The following is a 19049-nucleotide window of genomic DNA, read 5'->3' on the forward strand; positions in this document are numbered from 1 at the left end:
CCCTGTAGTTGTTCAGTAATTTGGTTCAGTTTGTCCATTGCCTTTCCTTTTACGCTGCTAATTGCCATTGTTCGTAGTGCTCGCGGGCTGCCATTGCGCTGGCAATCTCGCGGTCAGTCGGTTCCCTGGGTGGAGCAAGTGGGTCTCTAAACACGCTTTGCCAGTACGCCCTTCGGTCTAAGTGGCGCAGGTATTGGCCTGCGTATTCCGATTGGGCGACGGCTCTGGCTTCGGTGACGCTGTCGGCCAACTCGGTTTCGTCGTCAACCAGGGTCATGCCCCAGCCCCGCGCACCGGCAGCCCACAGCAGAAAATCAAAGGCTTTTTGCTCGGCCTGCTCGCCGTCAAATGCCATGCAAAACACGTTTTTGGTACTGGCGTGCACCTCACGGCTTTTTATCGCCTTGCGGGTTGCCCGCATTTGGTTCTCAAGCCGGATAATGCGGGCGGTCAGCTTGTTGATGGCCTGCTCATCCTGTTTGGCTTGTTTCGCTATGGCTTTCGCCTTAATGGTTTGGTTTAGCTGTTTTTCCAGTCGCTTTAAGCGGCGGTTAATCGGTTTGCGCCATTGCTCTAACCGGTAGCCGCACTCTTTGATGATCGCGGCCATGTTGTCGGCCTGAAAACTGGCGATACATTCCCACGCCGGAGCGCGGCTGCATCGGGCGATGTTGTAGCGGTTGCCACGAATCAGCCCCTGGTCGGCGTTATCGCCTTTGGCGGCATAGCCCACGGCCTTGATGATGTAACTGCCGGCGGCCATCGGTTTTTTGATGCGCTCCAGGTGCGCGAACCCTTTGCCCCACAGATTTTCGAGGCGCAGCGCCCAGGCTGGAAACAGGTTTTGTGGTACCGCCCAATTCAGCAAAACGTGAACATGCGGGTTTGGCTCGCCGTCATCATTGGCCGGACACTCCGCCACCCAGATGTAGTGGAAATCGGCGGCTTCACGAGTGGGACCGAACTCACTCGGCTTGCTGTGGCCAGGTATGCGCTTTTCGGTCAGTTTGGAATATTTGGCTCCGGATTCGGCGTCGATTTCCTGTGTGTGGTTGGCTACCCAGCCGCGCTGGTACATTTTCTTTGCACCATCAAGGAAACGGGACACCTCTTTGCCGATGGTGGTTTCGGCGGTTTTGGTGATGGTGAACAGCTTTTCCGGTTTCAGGAACGTTGGTGTGTAGGCTCCGGCTATCACGCCGTCGGCATTCATCACTTTAACCGTGCCATCTTCCAGAATATCGACGGTGGCCGCTGGGTCGTCAGCGGTGGTGTCGATGTAGCAATAGGCACCGGCAATGTGCGGGACACACTCGGCCATGTTGCGGGTAATTAATACCGGTGTGTGGTCGCCGTTCACGTCGTCAGCTTCGACCATGCTGGAAAAAATACGGGCGCGCTCGGCCTGGCTGAATGTCAGAGTCAGGAAGGTGCAGAAACCGCCGTGACAGGTTGCCACGTAGGCACCCGCCTCAAAGATTTTACTGACGGCGCGCTTGGTCAGTTTTTCGGTAAAACGCTCGCCTTGCTGTGCATCCGGCGCGGCACTGCTCGGCGTCTGGGTGTAATACTGGATTTTGCGCTGCCCTGACCAGTCGCGTTTCATCAGGCGAACCACGTTTGGCGTGATAGTTGGCTCGGCCACCTTAGATTTGCCTTTTGGTGGCAGAACGCGGGCACGGTTTCCGGCCTCAGTCAGCCCGTACAGCGTGTCATGGTTGTAGTAAGCCTCGGAGCTTCCCAATTCGTCATCACGCGTTTCTAGCCTACGCTGCTGCGCCATCAGGCGGTTTAAACTGGCCTGTTGTGGGTGTGTCGGACTTTTGCGCCCTTGGACAAGCCTATTGTTTTCGGCACTGCGTGCCGCCGCTTCGCGGAGGTGTTCGGCGGAAACATACGGCAAAGATTCGGCATGCTCTTTTTGCTTGCGAGCATAAAAAGCGGTGTCACGGTTAACCCGATTTAAGTCCCAAAGTGTCTCCGGTGTGATGGGTTCAGGCCGTGGACCACAAAAATCGAATCCTAAAAAACCAGCATCATAGCTGGCTTGGTGGTCATGGGTGATGTTTGCGGGTTGAACGGCACCCGCCACGAATAAGAGATCGTTAGTTGGGAGCATGCAGAACTCCCAACAACTCCAGGCGACTTTCTGCCGCATCATTCAGGAATTGAGCAGCCAAGCGACGTTCACCGGCTAAACGGTAGTTTCGCGCCAGTTGGATGCTGGCGCGGATTTCGTTTTTAAGTAGCTGGGTTAAGCGAGAAGAAACCGCCGCCCCCGAAGGGGCTTTGGTCACTTGCTTAGGGAACCGAATCACGCTCATGGCATCACCTCTAACTGCTTATTCACTGCCAGAATGACTCGGCGTGTAATCTCACAGTCAGCTTTAGCGCGGTGCGCACTTAAATCTGAAATATCAATAGATTGTTGACGTGCGGCATTGGTTAGGCTTTGCCATTTATAATTGCCACGGTACTCATTCCATTCACCGTAGAACTCTGCGTACCACTCCATAACGCATTGTGTTTTAAATGGAAAAACAGTAACGCCATAACGCTTCATACTTTGCTGAATCAAACGCATATCGTAGTCAGCGTTATAAATCATCACATCACGGCCTTTGACGATTTCAGCTAACTCTTTAAACACCTTTGGAAAGGTTGGCGAGCCAGAAACCTGACGGTTGGTAATGCCGTGAATGGCGATCGCTTCTGCCGGTATGAGTTGCACTGGCGTCACTAACGTATCAATCAACACTTTGCCAGATACGGCTTCAATCACAGAAATTTCTACGATTTCAGCATTGGAATCTAAACCGGTTGTTTCCGTGTCCAGGATGACGGCATTCTCGAGATTAATAGGTTTCATGCAACACCCCCTTTTGCCAGTACGGCGCGGCGGGCTTGAATCTGGAAGGTACGGCTGTAACGGAAGTCAGCACAGCCTTTCGGCAATTGCTTGTTTGCGTTCTTCGGCTTAACGGTCGTTACGCGCAGTTGTTTGAATTGCTCTTTCAGTTTGGCGAGGTGTTGCAGTCTGTCCATGTCTGTATCCCCATACAAGCAAGTGTGTTTTTTATGCAAACAAATTCTTACTTAACTTTTGGTTTTACACAACGTGGCCGCGGGTATGGGAATGATCAAATTGATCGCCTATTATTTAACAATTCAAGGGATTTCGACGGTGTCAGAATGACTTACACAAATGAATTATTGGATATGGTGAAATCCAAGTATTCTTTGGCTTCAGAGTACAAACTAGCTAAGAAGTTAGGCGTTAGTGAGTCTCGCCTGTACAAATGGCGAAAAGAATTGAACTCTATGGACTGGGATATGGCATTCCAAATAGCTGATTTACTTGGAATTAATGATCAAATTGTAGTTCACAGCCTCCTTGAAGATAAATATGAAAACCCACGCTTAATCAATGCGTTGCATGAAGGACGCCCCGCTTAATCGGGGCGTTTTTAGTTTTACCCTATGGTACATAATGCGCACTTAGCCAGTAAGATTAAGTTAGATGTTCTAGCTTCAAAACACGCTTTCTTTGCTGTATTTGGAGCTCGTCGACTTAATCTGAGTCCACGACAATTTTTTCGGTCGAGTTAGGTTTCTTTAACACGTGGCCAGCCTGGCAGTCATCGTCATGATGAGACGTTAAAATTACAAACTTTGACTTTTATCCACCGGCCCGATTGTCTCAGTAAACTGGTTCTGATTCCCACCATGACTAACTCGAAGGCTAAGATCCTAGTAGTGTATGCTGATGCTGGTTTACATCGGTGATTCCACTGTCCACCAAATGAACGTGCGACCGAATCGACATTCGATTACCGATGGCACACGTGATCACATTGAATAGCATACTTATACATTCACACTTTTTGAGACATTGAGTTGGAGTTTGGTAAAACGATACCCATCCAGCTATTAACAATGTTGTATATAACACTTCTGGAACCTATGCTTATCAAGCAACTTACTTTTGGAGTACACGCTATGCAGTCGAACCCTACATTCGATGCGTCGCCATGTTGTACAACATGCTGTCCTTGTTGTGGCGAGTACTACAGTTTTTTTCTATTCTCTGAAATGACAGTTATGTTCTGTGATGACGTTCAGCAGTCATTACTGGATGAAGTGGCTGATTTACCAGACGAAAGAAAAATTTTTTCGACCATTTTCCTGGATTGTAATGTAAACAAGCTGGTCAATGCTCGAATAGAACGACGTTAAAAATATAAATAGCCTTTTAATGTAATGGTTCCTCAGGGAACCATTACATTATTACCATTTTCATGTCATGAAACCGTCTTTATGTCAGAGATTAGACCTATTTGGAACGCAGTATCGCCTTTCTAAAGTGAATTCATCAGAAGAGCTATGTTCAAGGTTTGGGTGAGCTAAAGATAATGAAAGTCATTACTCTGCTATCGATATGGTGCAGCTTTAAAGATGAAATTTGGTGCGCTTACAACATGCCTGTAAAGTTGTACAAAATGGTTTGTGTAACTATGCTTACATGAGATGCACTGTTTTAGGGCTATCCAATGCGTTCATCCCCTTCTATTTCTGATGCATTATCAAACACATCTACATGTTGTCCTTGTTGTGGAGAGTATTACAACTATTTCTTTCTGCCAAAAATCACTATTGTTTTTTGTGACCGAGCCTCACACTATTTACTTGATGAAATAACTGTGTATTCATCAGTGATTCCAACGATATCAAAAGTTTATATTGATTGTGATATATCAACGTTGTCTGATGCAAAGTTTGAGGGTGAGCACCACCAATAAAAGCATGCATTGAATTTAATAATGTTAATTAACAAACATTTATTTTTAAATGGTCTGGTGGTCTACTTTCAACAAAATTAAGCCAAATGTGATCATATAATTTCTTTTGATTAGGAAATGGTACCAAGGCTTTGGCCTCTTCTAAATCACACCATTTATAATCTGTATGCTCCTCGTTCAGATGAACTATCTGTTCGGGTTCACAATATATAGCAAAACAGGTAATTAGCATGATTTGATTGTGAGATGGATCATAGAACTGTTGCTGATATTCACCGTTATAAAGGTCTTTTGCTTCAATATTTGTCTCTTCTCGGAGCTCTCTGACCATAGCTTCCCAGGCCAATTCTCCATTCTCTATTTTTCCTGCGACATGACACCAGTAACCCTCTCCTGTCCTCTTTAGTAATAACATTCTGTATTTATTACTAAACATTGAGAGAACAACACCAGATACCACTGAGGTATTGATAGGAATCATATTTTTATTCTCATTTAGAAATATGTATCAGTTAGTAACACTATACGCCAAAATCAGTTCAGTACTGTTAATTGACAATATTAGGGATAGATCTGCTTTAAATATGTTAAATGTTAATACAAAAAAATATAAGTTAGACAATGAATCAAATTTTCCTGCCTAGTCAATAATCAGTTTCAGTAGATAGTTGCTTTTATTCAAATTTTAACCATTCCTTCATGGTATAAGAAAAATGAACATGTTAGTGTGAACTTGTTACTACAAAGAGAAAGCAGTAGCAACCTCTCAACTTTTTATTCGGGGGTAAGATATGGATATCAAATCACAAGATATGAATGGCTTTGATGCTGACGTAATCCATCTGTATCTTCAAGAAATTGCGCACAAACCGCTCCTTTCCAAGACCGAAGAAATCCTGTACAGCCGAAAAAGCCTGGTTGGTGATCTGGCGGCCAAAGCAACAATGATTGAAAGTAATTTGCGCCTGGTGGTCAGTATCGCGAAGAAGTACCGTAACAGCGGTATGTTATTGAGTGATCTGATTGATGAAGGAAACATTGGCCTGATCACTGCTGTTGAAAAGTTTGACCCAGAGCGTGGATTCCGCTTTTCTACGTATGCGACTTGGTGGATCAAACAAACTATTGAGCGTGCTATACACAATCAAGCGCGTACTATTCGCCTGCCTGTGCATGTCTCAAAAGAAATCAACACCATTCTTCGTACATACAGACAATTGATGAAGCAGACCAATCAGGAGCCAACCCACGAAGAAGTTGCGGCAAAACTGCAGCGTTCTGTTGACGAAATTTCAAGTGTACTGGCTTACGACGCCCCTGTTGTGTCAATTGACCAACAAATCTCAGAGGACAGTAACTCACAGACTATATCTGCATTCATTGCAGATCATGACGGTGGTAAACCCGACAGCGAGATGGATCAGGATGACATTACACGTTTGGCGACAACCATGTTAGATAGCCTGAATGCTCGTGATCGGGAAATACTGTGCCGCCGGTTTGGTTTACTGGGATACGAAGCTCAAACACTTCAAGAGGTTGCCGATGAAGTCGGATTAACCCGCGAGCGGATTCGTCAGCTTCAGGTAAGTTCATTGAAAAAACTCAAAAATGCACTTTGTCGTGAGAACTATGACCTAGAAGTGTTGTTCGCAGAAACAGCGTAATAAACGTTAGGGTGTGCTAACGAGTCTGATCTGAAGAGAAAGTACCATTCTGGTACTTTCTCTATTTCATTCTATCGTAACCATTTTTCATGAAACGTGCTTAGGCGCGGCGTTCAAAAGCGTTAAATCACTCGAAGCTCTGCTCTCAAACTCTCCCATCAGAGTTTCAGGAAATTATGATGTGCAATATCTCTATTACTTGTCGAGGTATTGCTATGTCTGGTTCAAAACGTTCTCTTGCTATGGCTCTCTGTTGTTTGTGTCTATTGATGTCTGGTAATGCATATGCAGAGAAAAGTAAAAAAGAAAAGCAATGTCAGAAAACCCGAGCGTCCATCGAGAAGATTCAGAAAAAGATGCGTGCCGGTTATGATCTGAAAAAGAGCGAGAAGTATCACCGCCAACTCAACGAGTTGTACAAAAAAGAATTCAAGCATTGTATGTAAAACATGCAATCAATACGTCTCGAACATAACATGACATTTGCCTGAAATTATTCTGATACTATGGCGAACCCTTTCAGCTAGAGATTGTTGTTGTGAAGTTTTTATCTTTTATCTTTCCAGTAATGGCGATGGTTTTACTGTCCTCCTGTGCAAGTTACAGTGTCACTGAGCAGGAAGTTCAGCAGTACCTCGATAAAAAAACAGGGTTTGAGCGCTCTGTAGGTGTAAAAGGACTGGCTCACGCTAAAGTAAAATTTGAAGATGTTAAAGTCGGCATCGGCCGGATTTCTGATGACAGAGTGAACTTAGAAGCTAAATCATTTGCCAAAGTTTCTATCTATGGTCAGGCTCCGCAAGAGATCGAACTCAATGTCAATTTCAGCGCTATCCCTTTCTATGACAAAAGCGAAGGTGCGATATTCCTGAAAGATCTTGAGGTCGAAAAATTGGATATTGAGCCTAATACGCTCAACTTGCCCAGCAAGCAACTGTTGTCCCCGATTGTTGAAATCGTTGGCCAATTCTTCTTGTCTCAACCTGTTTACCGCTTAGATGAAAAAGACTTTAAACAGTCTGTTCTCAAAACAGCAAGACCTGAGCTGCTTATCAAGAACCATAGTCTGGTCATCCAAATCTAAAAAAGACCGCGCAATGCGCGGTCTTTTTCTATGTGCAAGTTAGTAAAGGGTTATTTTTGATGTCCCTGGGCTTGATCTAAGAAATTCGTTCCGGCTGCCTCGTCAATGATGTGAACGGCTCTTTCTGCTTCAAAAGCTTTTCGCATCGCTTCTGCGGCATAGTCCCTCACAACACCGCCTTGAATCGTGAAAAAAGCGTAGATAAAGAGGACTATACAAAGCACTCCGGTAAAAATAGCCATTATGGTTTTACGAAAAATACGTCTTTCTGACTCTCGGATTTCATGCTGGACCATTTCAATCACATCGTAGTTGGTCAGGTTTGGTCGAACTTTTCTTTTTATTGTCATGGCGTTGCGCAGAATGATAGATGGGTGACCCTACTGTACGGTTTGGATGCTTAATTTCAGCTTAATCAGGCTATATTCACGTGTTACATAGCTTACTGTTTGTATCAATTGTGGATATATTTTTAGAGACACAATTAAAGTTATAGTGCGCTAGGTGTGTTATTTATAGCCATCCTGATATGACTCAAGATGGCTATAAACGTATCACGGCTTTCACTTCCTACATCAATATGTAATTCATCACCCATTGATAGGCAAAAAGCAGAATAATTAGTCCCCATACAGGTACATGACGCCACTTAAGCAAATAAAGCCCGAAAACAACAGCAAATACATCTAAAACCGTAATCACTGAACTCGAGATAACCGGTGAGATGAATGCACTCGCGAGCAAGCCCACCACAGCCGCGTTAACAAAACTGATAGATTCTTTAAGCTTGGGATGGCTAACAAGTGCATTCCAGGCAGGAAGAAATGCAAACAGCAACAGTGATCCAGGCAGAAAAATAGCGATCGTAGCAATCAAACTTCCAGCTATTGGAGATGTGTCCATGACCGACGCACCCAAATAACTAGCCATTGTAAACATAGGGCCAGGAACGAGCTGGGCTGATGCATACGCGCTAAGAAAAGTGTCTGCTGTCACCATCCCTTGCAGCATTGGTTCAAGTAGCGGCAAAACAACATGTCCGCCACCGAAAACAAAGCTCCCAGCCTGATAAAACACATTGAACAAATTCAGCCAAGCGGAAGACGCTGCCAGTACAGGTAGTAGTAATAAACCTGCCGCAAAAACAGCGGCTATCCCCCAATGAGGACGAATATTCTGTGTGTCAGTGTATATAGATTCAGGAGCATGGCTGAGCGACGTAGATGCCTGCCGTTTTACCGATACGATGTAACCCAAAATGGCCGCTAAAATAATCGGCATCACCTGTCCTAACAATCCTGTTGTCAGCATAACGGCAAAACCTGACAGTATCGCTATCATTCCCGTTAACCGAGTGGTCAGATTCTTTTTTACCATTCCCCACAAAGCATCTGCTACCACTATCACGGCTAAGAGCTTGGCGGCCTGAATAACAGTTTCAACAACAGGTACATTCTGGTAATGCTGATTTCCAATCGCCAGAAATGTCAGTAGTAAGAAGGACGGAGTGGTAAATCCCACAAATGCAGCGATTGCCCCCAGATACCCAGACCGTCGATAGCCAATATACATCCCTAACTGGCTGCTAGCTGGTCCTGGCAGAAACTGACATAAAGCCACAGCTTGAGTGAAATCCTGTTCAGTCAACCATTTTTTATTTTGTACAAATTCACGATGAAAATACCCAATATGTGCAGCAGGACCACCAAAGCTGTAGAGACCTAGCAGAAAGAATTGCCACAAAACGTATACCATAGTTCCTCCTTCATGGAGGCTAAATAATATAGAGCACGTACCCAGCGATAAAATCGTTTGTTTTAATGATACTTATCAATGCCTTTAATACCGTTTCAAATCCCCCCAACCTGTTCAGATCTCACACGAATGGGTTTGGAAATATCACATAACCAAAGCGTGACACCGTCAGCCTTTGGCATTATGCATAGGGTTAATCTCTTCCCGCATTATCATTCAGTGGTATAATTCTTTCATTAACATGAAGTTGGTTGAAGCTATGCTTGAAAATCTGCAACAGATGGTGATTCTAGCCACCGTTGGCCATGAACAAAACTTTACCCGTGCCGCAGAGCGACTTGGGATTTCAAAGTCTCAAGTCAGTAAACAAATCCGCTATCTGGAAGAGCGGCTTGGTTGCCAATTAGTTCAGCGGAGCACCAGAACGGTCGCGCTGACAGATATTGGTTTGCAATATTCAGAGTATGGCCAACAACTTCTCGATACAGTCAACGAAGCCGAAGCGATGGTTGCCGGTTACCGGAATGAAATCAAAGGAGTACTTCGTATCGGAATTGCGCAGTCGTTTGGCAATATGCACATCACCTCGCTGCTGGCTGAATTTCAAAAGCTACATGCAGAACTCGAATTGGAAGTCAGCTTGTTTGATCATCGCCCCAACCTGCTTGAAGAAGGTTTTGACTGCTGGGTGGCAATTCATGAGCACCCACCGGAAGGCATGGTTGCCCGACGCCTTGCCGACTGCCATTTCATGGTTGTGGCTTCACCGGCCTATCTCGAAGCACATGGCACGCCCAAAGTACCGGGTGACTTGCGCCAGCACAATTGCATCACTTACCAGAGCCGGGAGCGTAAATACGTCAACTGGGAGTTTACTCGCGATGGCGTGCATCAATCAGTACGAGCGCGCGGAAATTACCGTATTGACAATGCCCCTGCAGTGCTTGATGCGGCCAAATCCGGTTTAGGCATTGCCTACCTGGCCACCTATCTTCTGACGAACGAACTGGAAAACGGGGAACTGATTCATCTTTTGCCAGAGTGGAAAGCCGATCTTGAGCTGCCAATCTATGCTGTTTATCCTCGTCGGAAATATCTTGCACCTAAGGTCAGGGCATTTATTGATTTTATGGCAGACCGTATGTCTACCTCTCCTTACAGAACGCCCAATCCTGTACTGACGGACAACCAATAAGCGACTTCAGGAAAACCAATTTACATGCAATCAATCAGCTGACCTGAAGCCGAGTCAGGCCAGCTGTTCTCAATCCTGCAGTTGTGATCTGTCGCGAATCAACTAAACCTAAATACTAAGATACCGATGTTATGTTTACTGAGCGATGTTTGCTGAATAGCTAAGCGGGATCATCTTATGTATTGTTATTCACGCTTTATTTGGGTGCTGCTGATTGCTGCGAGCAGTCTACTCGGAATTACCTCCTGTGGCACCGATCCTGAAAAAGCGATTGCCCCGCCAAAAGATGCGGCTCCGACCGTGGCTGATGAACGGCCAGTCGTCCCCGATGCACAAGTGTTATTGACTGAACTGCCTGAACTCAGGCAAACCCTGTATTTTGAGCCGCAGGTTTTTGATTTGTCCGTACAACAACAACTTCAAATCGACCCAATTGCTGTTCGCTTACGTCAGCACCCTGACAGTTACGTCATTGTGGTCGGACACGGCAATGAATTCAGCGATGAAGATCAGAACGTTGCCATTTCATATGAACGAGCATTCAGCGTGGCAATCTATATAGCGTCAGTTTTTGGGATTGAGGAAGAAAGAATTCAAGTTGTCGCCGCTGGCAGTACTGAAGCGACGATGGACAGCCGACCTACCAGAGTCGAAATTGTCTCACCAAAATCGATCGTCAGAACCCTGAGCCCAAACACTGAGCCGCAATTTTAAAGCCCGCTTTTTTGCCCCTTTGTATGGCAACTACTTTGTAAATATACGGCATTGTTTAACAAAGCCTTTACTTAGTAGACTCATCAATGAGTCCTTGTAGCCGAGCTAATTAACATAAAAAAACAGCAGCTAAGGCTGCTGTTTTTTACTATCTTCTTAATGAAAAACACGGTATAGGCCAGTAACAGTGATTACGTCGATTACGCCATATGGTGTTTTTTCTTCGCCGGAAGCGCGTACATCTGCTTCAGAATGTCGACGACACCTTCAGGCAAATCTGCAAATTTAGCTTCAAAGCGCGCTTTTTCAGCCTCGGTTGCTGATTTATCTTCAATGCCAGCAGCAATGAAGTTAGCAGGGAACAATCGGTAGTTTGCGGTGATTTGACGGTCAATTTCTTCCGCCAGACTGTCTGGTGTGTCCACGCCACCTTGAATGACGTCACCAAAGCTAACATGAATACGGCGCTTCTCACCCACAATGCCCTGAATAATGCTTTCGATATCCTCGAACTCACCTTTTTCGTAGCTGCCTTCTGTCTGCTTTTGGTACAGCTCTTTCGCTTTAGCGATATCACACGGATCATTCTCATAAGAAATAGCCACCGGCACAATCTTCAGCTGAGACATGAACTCACCAAATTCCATTTTCCGTTTGCGGCCTTCCATGTAGAACATTTTCAGAATCGCTGGATCAGTCTTATCGTTACCGTCTTTGGCTCGCCCTTCTTTTTGCGCAATCCAGATTGAATGACCCGTTTCGAGAGAATGTGATATGTAGCCCGACAACAGTCCCAATGCTTTCATCATTTCACGCGGCGCTTTGGCCGACCGTTTCACAATAAAGCTTTTGTTCAAGCGCATCATTTCCGTTGCACAGGGCTTTTTCAGCAGATTGTCACCGATAGCAATGCGCACGGTGTCAAAACCGTTGTTATACAAACACCAGTTAACCATCGCTGGATCCATCGCAATGTCCCGGTGATTTGAAACAAACAGGTATGACTGATTTGGATCCAGTTTATCCAGCCCTGAATGGCTAACACCATCACAGGAATGATCAATGGTTGCTCTCATGTATTTCGCAACCTGACGCTGAACATCATCGACAGTTTTTACATTCGACCACTTACGGATCAGGAAAAATTTGATTAACGGCGTCAGCAGCCACCCGAATGCGCCGGATAGCTGTGGAAAACGGTAATTCAGGATAGCGGAGATAAATTCTTTATCGTTAACCAGGCGTTTAATCGCCCCGCTCACTTCATCGTCATTGTAAGGACGAATTTCTTTATAAATATCGTTATTGGTCTGCACAATACTGCTTCGTCTATCGAAAAAAACTGCGACATTTTACGCACATTCAGGCGTTTTCCCAATGACATCCCTCCACTCCTTCAATGGTTGGAGGTCTTACCAGATTTTTTCTGTTTTAATTTCAGCCACTTTACTGACTATTGACTAATTTTTCTATCGTATGGCTGGCATTTCTTTGCAAAAAATCGCCATTTAAACGCACATCAGCGCTGTTCGGTTGACGCTGACGCCAAAACAACACAATATGTGCCTGCTTTTTTGCCAGAGAACCACTATGAAACAAGCCATTGATTTTAGCCTTCATCACGACCACTTTCTGACAGTCGGCTCACGCCGCAAAAGCCATCATTCGTTTATGCTGATGGTCACCCAGGGCTGTGCCTTTGTGCGCTTAGGTAAAGAGGAATATGCCGTGAAAGCCGGAGCTGGTTTTTACGTCCCTTTTGACTGTCTGCATGCAATAACAGTTCTACCGGAAACACAATATCGTATGATGGCCTATTCAGCCCGTCTGACGACCCCGTTATGCCGTGAAGCAGGTTATTTTAGGGTTAATGCCTTGATCAAAGCCGTCTGCGATGAACTCACGGTCATAGCGAAATTGGATAAGCCATTAAAACTTGAAGGCGAAAGCGGGAATTTATTGCGGGTGATGGCCGATCAGGCCGCTAAACTGAGCGTTCAGAGCAAGACAACAGCTCCAGGTTTAGATAAGCATTCAACGCTTGCACTGTTACAAATTCTGAATGGGCAAAGTGTAACGGATTTGGCATCAGCCACTTCAATTCAGGAGTTTACTGGTTATTCAGTCAAAGAGATTGAATCATGCATTTTAATGCGTGAAGCATTCAAATTATCGCGTTCAGGCCGGAAGCTGGAACAAATTGCAAAGGCATTAAAACAGCCAGCTGAAATTATCGCTGCAATGGCACAGCCGATTTTGGGTCAGTCACTTTAATAGTGTCTTTTAAGCCAAGGGACACTGTACATAGCCCCCTCGCTCGAATGTCATATTAGCCGCCGGTATTATGCCCAGTTAAGCAACTCAAGCCTGTCTGTCATTACTCTGCTTAACAGGCTTGCTTACTGAAATGGGATTTCAACCTGAAAGTAGACATCATCCCATTTGTTGTCATCGTGCCATCGATAATCAAAGCGAAATCTGGGTGCTGTGCTGTTTTCCCCTCCAACGCCAAAACTCATCTGGACGCCGTGATTCTTCACCCAATCGGCAAAATCTTCCGATTCTTCCTCGTAGATCGCTGGCATCCAAAAACCAAGACCGTAAAAGTTGGTATTTGAACTGGACGATAACACTGGTGAAGCCGTTTCACCTGACCAGTTATCCCAGAAAGTGATATCGCCACTGTCTGCCGTCCACAGTAACGTCTGGTTCGGTCGTCCCGATTCCGGGCGACCACTGGCGCTAGAGGTCAGCGTAGAGGAGCGATTTGCAATCAACACGTCGCAATTAGCAAGGTAAGCTTTTCTTTCATCAGCAGCCAGTTGCTGTAACTGATGATCATCAAGTTCAAAACAGGTTTTAACCTCAACCGGCAAAACCGTAAGCGTAATTCCAGCAATCAGTGACATAGCCAACATAGAAAACAATGACCGTATAACAGAATAATCAGGCACTTTGGCTGATGAGCGTACGGTTTTTGTCACACCATCGACTAACCCGAACGGTACCAGCCTTTATTAACAATCATCTTAGCGACTTTTTCCGTTGTCAGATGTGAGAAATTGCGACTATTGATAAGGTGCTCACGAATTTTAGTGCTGCGTACCGGTACGGTTTCAGGGCAAGCAAGTATCTGCCACCGATGAAGAATTTCATCTGACTTGTAAAACTTACCAAAGTTGAGAAAATTATCAGGCCCAACAACAAAGGTCAGGTTGGCATCGGGATGCAGCAGCTCCAGTGCCTCCAACACCGCAAAGGTTGTAACCGGCGTACTCTCAGAGGCAATCTCTTCCTCTAAGCGAGAGAGCTGCAAATTGGGTAACCCGAGATCCTCGATAAATGCCTCTACCATTTCGCATCGTGCATCATAGTCAAGCATTTGCTTTCCCCAAGCGTGATGATAACTGGGAAGCAACAGCACTTGATCAAAATGAGCCAACCGTTCGAGAACCGATTTATGCCCCAGTGACGGTGGATTGAATGCGCTACCGAAGACGGCAATTGATGCAGTCATGATGAGAGTGCCCCTTTTTTATTCCGTTCGGAGTGTAAATACATTTAATTGATACATGAGGATTGATCCTGACACAGAGTTATCGCATAGTTTTGTCAAAGGTTTAATGCATTTTACCTATATTTGGCATGAACCATCGCTATATGGTTACAAAACGGGCAACGCCCTGAGGATTCAATCACTATGGAACAGCTAATTCGCGACGAAATGCGCGTATTGCCAAGCATTGATGTTGATTTTGAAATTAACCGACGCATCGCGTTTATTCAAAAGAAACTCAAGCAATCAGGATGCAAGTCACTGGTTCTGGGAATCAGTGGCGGCGTCGATTCGACAACCTGTGGGCGCTTGGCTCAGCTAGCCGTTGAAAGACTCAACGCCGAAGAACAAACCGGTGATTATCAGTTTATCGCTGTACGTCTGCCATATGGCGAACAACAGGATGAAGATGAAGCGCAGCTCGCACTTTCATTCATTAAGCCAACTCACTCTGTCAGCGTCAACATTAAAGACGGTGTTGATGGCACCCATGACAGCACTCTGAACGCGCTCGAAGGAACAGGCCTGATTCCAGAATGTCACGGTACGGTTGACTTCGTGAAGGGAAATGTAAAAGCGCGTACCCGTATGATTGCACAATACGAAATTGCCGGCTTGGTACGTGGTCTGGTACTGGGTACCGATCACTCAGCAGAGAATGTTACCGGTTTCTACACCAAATTCGGTGATGGAGCCTGTGACCTTGCCCCGCTCTTTGGCCTCAATAAGCGTCAGGTCCGTCAGCTTGCGGATCACCTCGGTGCACCTGAACTGCTGGTACACAAAGTCCCAACCGCTGACCTTGAAGAACTTGCGCCACAAAAGGCTGACGAGGAAGCACTTCAGCTGACGTATGAAAATATTGATGATTTTCTGGAAGGCAAAACGGTGTCAGAGCAAGTCATCGAGCGTATTGTAGGCATTTACAAAGCGACCCAACATAAGCGCCGACCTATTCCAACCATCTACGATGAAGAATAACTCTGACTGGCTTAAATAAACAAAAGGGCTCTCTGAGCCCTTTTGTATTTGAACATGAACATTATCGGTTATGCTGATTAACAAAGACGAAACCCGAATTTCAGCCAGACTTTGAAGGTTTATAAAGCAAATTATCCAGTTCCCACCATATCGCTTCGCATAAACCCTCCCGGTAGACCGCTCGTTTAAAATCGGTATGCTCTTGCTGATACTGATGAAAATAATGTTCACGGTTATGGCGACTGGCCCTGACATTAGCAAGCCTGTCACAGGCTTTAACGATCAACGCAATTCTCGCCGACTCTTCCGTTGTGTCTAATGCCTCAAGACGTCGGTGTAATTCCGCTTTGCGCTTTTGCCTGCTGGTTACATCACCGTCAGTAATATAACCTACCGCATCAGCGACAGTGAATCCGAAGTCAGCGGCTAACTCATCTAAGCTGGTTTCAGTGTCTTCAATAACATCATGGAGTTGCGCCACGATCATGGCATCAGTACCGAAAGGACTTGCTAAGCGCGAAACCGCTTCAAGGTGGATATAATAAGGAACGTCACCGTATTTTTGTCCTTCGTGTTTGGCCCTAGCCAGAGTGCGAGCTTTTAGGTAACGATTATTCATCCTTCTCTCTCACAGTTAGAATGAACGAACAGTATCCCCCGGGAATATTAGGGATCTGTAAATTCTATTTCAGACTCTGCCGTTTTACGAAGACCGGATATTCTAAATGAGAGTTGTTGCACGGTTTGAGTAAAAAAACAGGCACCGAAGTGCCTGTCAGATAAAGATGAGTGTCGGTAAGACATCATTCAACGTCTGATTCCGATTGTTCCTGCGCTTTTTTTGCCGCGGCTTCGCGAATTTCGTTGGCAACACGCATGATTGCCTCACCACTGCTGACACCTTGTGCCATTAGTGCATGGATTTTTTCTGCCGCAGCTTGCTGCTCGGCATGAGACAATGTAGGAATGTCGTTAAACATAGAGCATTTACCTTATTAAACCGGACCGCTAGTGTAGGGATTTTATCCCTGCTTGTCATCCGAAGAATTAACCAGGGCGACCATCCACTCTTGGGCTGGTTAGTACAGGGAAATAGACCCAGCAGAAAATACTGAATGCCAGTGCCCAAAGTAACCCTGAAAGCCAGTATGCATTTACAGCCAGTTCAGGCATCAGCAACAGAAAAACAGTTCGAGTCAGCGTTGCTATGACCAGAGTCACAAACGCCACTTTCATCATTGCGCCTATTTTGAGTTCCCGTCCGGTATGCCCCAAGGAAACACGTGCAATCATTGCCAGAATCATGCAGCCAATACCGCCAACCGTCAGGCAGTGCAGCGCAATACTGTAAGCCCCCCAACCTGTCAATTGAACGACCGCAAGGAGAGTTAAACCAAGAATCAAAAAAAGGTAGGCAACGTGCAGTAACCATAACAATGGCACCCTAAGCGTACTTAGCGTTCGCCAGCGTAAAAAACGCAGCAGATGCATTGTGGCAGTCATCAGCAAGAGTAACGGAAAACTGTAGCTTGCAACAGCTTCCGGGATTGGCAGTATACTGTGTAAGACCAATAACCAAGTCGGAATTAAAGCTCCCCGTTCGAGCCAGGTAATACGTGTGATCGGCTCGCTTTGTGTTCCCCGCCAGGTGAAAAACGGTATAACTCGACCTCCGACTACGAGCACAATCAGGCTGATGACCAGTATGGCCACAAATGACACTGAGCGCAGTGGCAGAGCCAGCCAATTCAGACTGATGGCATGGAATGCCGCATTTAACGCTGTCAGCAACAATATCAAAGGAACAAAAAACAGGTTATTCAATTGACGGCGAAGAAGTATGGGAACGGCCAAAAAATAGCCGGCTAAAGGCATCCAGAGCAAGTCTGCTACCATCCAGACCAGATTAGGTGACCCGAACAAAATTCCTACCCTGGCAATTAGCCACAGACCAAAAATCACCGCAAGCTTTCTGCCCCGGATTCCCGGGTTCCCCGTCCAATTCTGAACTGCGGTGAGTAGAAAGCCGATAATGATTGCGCCAGTAAACCCGAATAGCATTTCATGGCTGTGCCACCATATCGGATCATGGTACATCCAGTTTGCGACATTGGAATATCCCGCCCAAAAAGCGGCCCAAAGCAACATTGCAATCACAGAGAACAGGCTGGCACCCAGGAAAAAAGGACGAAAGGCAAGCCTAAAAATTGGCAACATTCTCTGTTCTTTTTCATTATCAAGTATTTGCATCATGATGTGGTTATCCCCACTTAAAACATGCATAAATAATACACCTTTAAAGATGCAATTTAAATACATCTATTAAAGCAAATGTTATGAATCTAACAGAGGAAAAGACGAGCAAACTAGATGAGCACTAGAAAGAAAAACAGCCAACACGAAGTCGACTGTTTTCGAATAGTCTATATGCCGGGGTAATCGACCGGACGGGTTATTCTCTGAATATCGAGAACGGAGATATCCCCTTGCCAGCGGCTTTCGATGATACCGACGCTTAACCAGTAGCGTCCTTCCGGTAAATCAATTTTCGGCAAGGTGGTTGGGAGTTTTCCATCAACATTTTCGGTCCATAGCGGCGTCCAGGACGTGTCGTTGAGGTCGTACACATTCATCGACAAAATAGGTGCAGGACACACCCTATCAGGTATGCCATTGCGTTCAATACGCCAGGTTTTACTGTTAATCCAACCGATGCGCTGCTTGCTTTGTGGCTGTGTCAGAATGACCCAGGTCTTGAACCCTTCCGGATGCCCTTCCACCTGAATATTCAGCTGATAAAGCCCCTCACTGGTCGCATTCTCAAGCCGTTTTGCATCAATCGAAAAGACATTCCCTTCGTCCATTTTGGGTATACCAGCAATGACAGCCTGATCTGGCCAGCGGGTAAATTCGATTTTCGTGACGTTCTTTTTGGCTATGCCGTTGATAGAAAGGCGCGGAAGAACCTGTGTCTGGTTCTGTACCATCTCACGCTGAATTACCAGCTTGGTTATCCACTCTGGCAGGTTTGTTGCGTTCAAACTATGTCCGCAGTCTTCAGTGATCGCGAGCTGGAGTAATTCGTTGAGGTTAGTTTGTTCGTCGCGGTTTGGCGACTGCTGCCAGGCTTGCACCATGGCATCAAAACTTTCCCGAGTATTGCCTTCAAGGAGTTTCTGATGAGCGACAGTATAAATATCTTTGCTCAGAAACCATTTTGCGTAGGCATTCGGCGCCCAGAGCGCCGAATGTAACAAAAGCAGAGAACAGGTAAGAGTGAGTTTGGACATGCCTTAAC

Annotated in this window: 23 protein-coding genes; 8 read left to right on the forward strand and 15 right to left on the reverse strand. The window is 45.7% G+C overall.

Annotated features, from left to right (window positions below):
* Nucleotides 1-49: 49 nt before the first annotated feature.
* Genes C9I92_RS21235 through C9I92_RS21250 form a run of 4 tightly spaced genes read right to left on the reverse strand, consistent with a single transcriptional unit; the run spans nt 50 to nt 3045 of the window.
* Nucleotides 50-2119: a hypothetical protein gene (locus tag C9I92_RS21235; protein WP_047884244.1), complete on the reverse strand. Its 2070-nt coding sequence runs from the start codon at nt 2117-2119 to the stop codon at nt 50-52.
* Nucleotides 2106-2324, reverse strand: a complete 219-nt coding sequence (locus C9I92_RS21240; RefSeq protein ID WP_047884245.1) for a hypothetical protein — start codon at nt 2322-2324, stop codon at nt 2106-2108. Before C9I92_RS21240 ends, C9I92_RS21235 begins: the two co-directional genes overlap by 14 nt.
* On the reverse strand, nt 2321-2869 hold the full coding sequence (locus C9I92_RS21245) for a 3'-5' exonuclease (RefSeq protein ID WP_047884246.1): 549 nt from the start codon (nt 2867-2869) through the stop codon (nt 2321-2323). Before C9I92_RS21245 ends, C9I92_RS21240 begins: the two co-directional genes overlap by 4 nt.
* Entirely contained in the window at nt 2866-3045 is a 180-nt protein-coding gene (locus C9I92_RS21250; RefSeq protein ID WP_047884247.1) for a hypothetical protein, read from the reverse strand. The genes C9I92_RS21245 and C9I92_RS21250 overlap by 4 nt, the downstream gene beginning before the upstream one ends.
* A gap of 33 nt (nt 3046-3078) precedes the next feature.
* Between C9I92_RS21250 and C9I92_RS21255 the strand changes: the two genes are divergently transcribed.
* Complete coding sequence (locus C9I92_RS21255; RefSeq protein ID WP_415721600.1) at nt 3079-3456, forward strand: hypothetical protein; 378 nt, start codon at nt 3079-3081, stop codon at nt 3454-3456.
* A 1371-nt stretch (nt 3457-4827) separates the two neighbouring features.
* Here the strand turns inward: C9I92_RS21255 and C9I92_RS21260 are convergent.
* On the reverse strand, nt 4828-5280 hold the full coding sequence (locus C9I92_RS21260) for an NUDIX hydrolase (protein ID WP_047884248.1): 453 nt from the start codon (nt 5278-5280) through the stop codon (nt 4828-4830).
* A 310-nt stretch (nt 5281-5590) separates the two neighbouring features.
* On the opposite strand from C9I92_RS21260, the gene rpoS reads away from it, so the two are divergent.
* From rpoS to C9I92_RS21275, 3 genes are all read left to right on the forward strand, one after another.
* The gene (gene rpoS / locus C9I92_RS21265; protein WP_053061746.1) at nt 5591-6466 is read left to right on the forward strand and encodes an RNA polymerase sigma factor RpoS; all 876 of its coding nucleotides are present in this window, start codon (nt 5591-5593) and stop codon (nt 6464-6466) included.
* 215 nt (nt 6467-6681) lie between these two features.
* Nucleotides 6682-6912: a hypothetical protein gene (locus C9I92_RS21270; RefSeq protein WP_146149711.1), complete on the forward strand. Its 231-nt coding sequence runs from the start codon at nt 6682-6684 to the stop codon at nt 6910-6912.
* A gap of 92 nt (nt 6913-7004) precedes the next feature.
* On the forward strand, nt 7005-7550 hold the full coding sequence (locus C9I92_RS21275) for a YceB family lipoprotein (RefSeq protein ID WP_242551975.1): 546 nt from the start codon (nt 7005-7007) through the stop codon (nt 7548-7550).
* Nucleotides 7551-7600: 50 nt separating this feature from the next.
* Here the strand turns inward: C9I92_RS21275 and C9I92_RS21280 are convergent, their stop codons facing one another.
* Both C9I92_RS21280 and chrA read right to left on the reverse strand, forming a co-directional pair.
* Nucleotides 7601-7900 carry a hypothetical protein gene (locus C9I92_RS21280; RefSeq protein WP_047884251.1) on the reverse strand — a complete coding sequence of 100 codons (300 nt, stop codon included), beginning with the start codon at nt 7898-7900 and terminating at the stop codon, nt 7601-7603.
* A 220-nt stretch (nt 7901-8120) separates the two neighbouring features.
* Nucleotides 8121-9305, reverse strand: a complete 1185-nt coding sequence (chrA, locus tag C9I92_RS21285) for a chromate efflux transporter (protein WP_047884252.1) — start codon at nt 9303-9305, stop codon at nt 8121-8123.
* Between the two features lie 259 nt (nt 9306-9564).
* Between chrA and C9I92_RS21290 the strand changes: the two genes are divergently transcribed.
* Both C9I92_RS21290 and C9I92_RS21295 read left to right on the forward strand, forming a co-directional pair.
* A complete protein-coding gene (locus tag C9I92_RS21290) occupies nt 9565-10500 on the forward strand; it encodes a LysR family transcriptional regulator (RefSeq protein WP_047884253.1) in 936 nt (311 codons plus the stop codon).
* Between the two features lie 177 nt (nt 10501-10677).
* Nucleotides 10678-11214: an OmpA family protein gene (locus C9I92_RS21295; protein WP_053061747.1), complete on the forward strand. Its 537-nt coding sequence runs from the start codon at nt 10678-10680 to the stop codon at nt 11212-11214.
* A 200-nt stretch (nt 11215-11414) separates the two neighbouring features.
* Here C9I92_RS21295 and C9I92_RS21300 read toward each other — a convergent pair whose 3' ends face one another.
* Together C9I92_RS21300 and C9I92_RS25485 are read right to left on the reverse strand one after the other, a co-directional pair.
* Nucleotides 11415-12530, reverse strand: a complete 1116-nt coding sequence (locus C9I92_RS21300) for a 1-acyl-sn-glycerol-3-phosphate acyltransferase (protein WP_047884254.1) — start codon at nt 12528-12530, stop codon at nt 11415-11417.
* A 130-nt stretch (nt 12531-12660) separates the two neighbouring features.
* Complete coding sequence (locus C9I92_RS25485) at nt 12661-12834, reverse strand: hypothetical protein (protein WP_170108377.1); 174 nt, start codon at nt 12832-12834, stop codon at nt 12661-12663.
* Here C9I92_RS25485 and C9I92_RS21305 point away from each other — a divergent pair.
* Nucleotides 12805-13488, forward strand: a complete 684-nt coding sequence (locus C9I92_RS21305) for a cupin domain-containing protein (RefSeq protein ID WP_047884255.1) — start codon at nt 12805-12807, stop codon at nt 13486-13488. The genes C9I92_RS25485 and C9I92_RS21305 overlap by 30 nt on opposite strands.
* A 125-nt stretch (nt 13489-13613) precedes the next feature.
* Here C9I92_RS21305 and C9I92_RS21310 read toward each other — a convergent pair whose 3' ends face one another.
* Entirely contained in the window at nt 13614-14198 is a 585-nt protein-coding gene (locus C9I92_RS21310; RefSeq protein ID WP_146149712.1) for a hypothetical protein, read from the reverse strand.
* Nucleotides 14199-14206: 8 nt separating this feature from the next.
* Nucleotides 14207-14731, reverse strand: coding sequence for a nicotinate-nicotinamide nucleotide adenylyltransferase (locus C9I92_RS21315; RefSeq protein ID WP_047884256.1), 525 nt, complete (start codon nt 14729-14731; stop codon nt 14207-14209).
* 183 nt (nt 14732-14914) lie between these two features.
* On the opposite strand from C9I92_RS21315, the gene nadE reads away from it, so the two are divergent.
* Nucleotides 14915-15751, forward strand: a complete 837-nt coding sequence (gene nadE, locus C9I92_RS21320; RefSeq protein ID WP_047884257.1) for an NAD(+) synthase — start codon at nt 14915-14917, stop codon at nt 15749-15751.
* Nucleotides 15752-15851: 100 nt separating this feature from the next.
* Here nadE and C9I92_RS21325 read toward each other — a convergent pair whose 3' ends face one another.
* The 4 genes from C9I92_RS21325 to C9I92_RS21340 form a co-directional block, all read right to left on the reverse strand.
* Nucleotides 15852-16370: an HD domain-containing protein gene (locus tag C9I92_RS21325; RefSeq protein WP_047884258.1), complete on the reverse strand. Its 519-nt coding sequence runs from the start codon at nt 16368-16370 to the stop codon at nt 15852-15854.
* Between the two features lie 184 nt (nt 16371-16554).
* Complete coding sequence (locus C9I92_RS21330) at nt 16555-16731, reverse strand: YoaH family protein (protein WP_084712488.1); 177 nt, start codon at nt 16729-16731, stop codon at nt 16555-16557.
* A 67-nt stretch (nt 16732-16798) separates the two neighbouring features.
* Nucleotides 16799-18034 (reverse strand): NnrS family protein, encoded by a 1236-nt coding sequence (locus tag C9I92_RS21335; RefSeq protein ID WP_242551974.1) that lies wholly within the window; start codon nt 18032-18034, stop codon nt 16799-16801.
* Nucleotides 18035-18174: 140 nt separating this feature from the next.
* Nucleotides 18175-19041, reverse strand: a complete 867-nt coding sequence (locus C9I92_RS21340) for a DUF2861 family protein (RefSeq protein ID WP_084712489.1) — start codon at nt 19039-19041, stop codon at nt 18175-18177.
* Nucleotides 19042-19049: the final 8 nt, after the last annotated feature.

It is taken from the genome of Photobacterium ganghwense (assembly GCF_003025595.1).
In the GTDB taxonomy this organism is placed as follows: Bacteria; Pseudomonadota; Gammaproteobacteria; order Enterobacterales; family Vibrionaceae; genus Photobacterium; species Photobacterium ganghwense.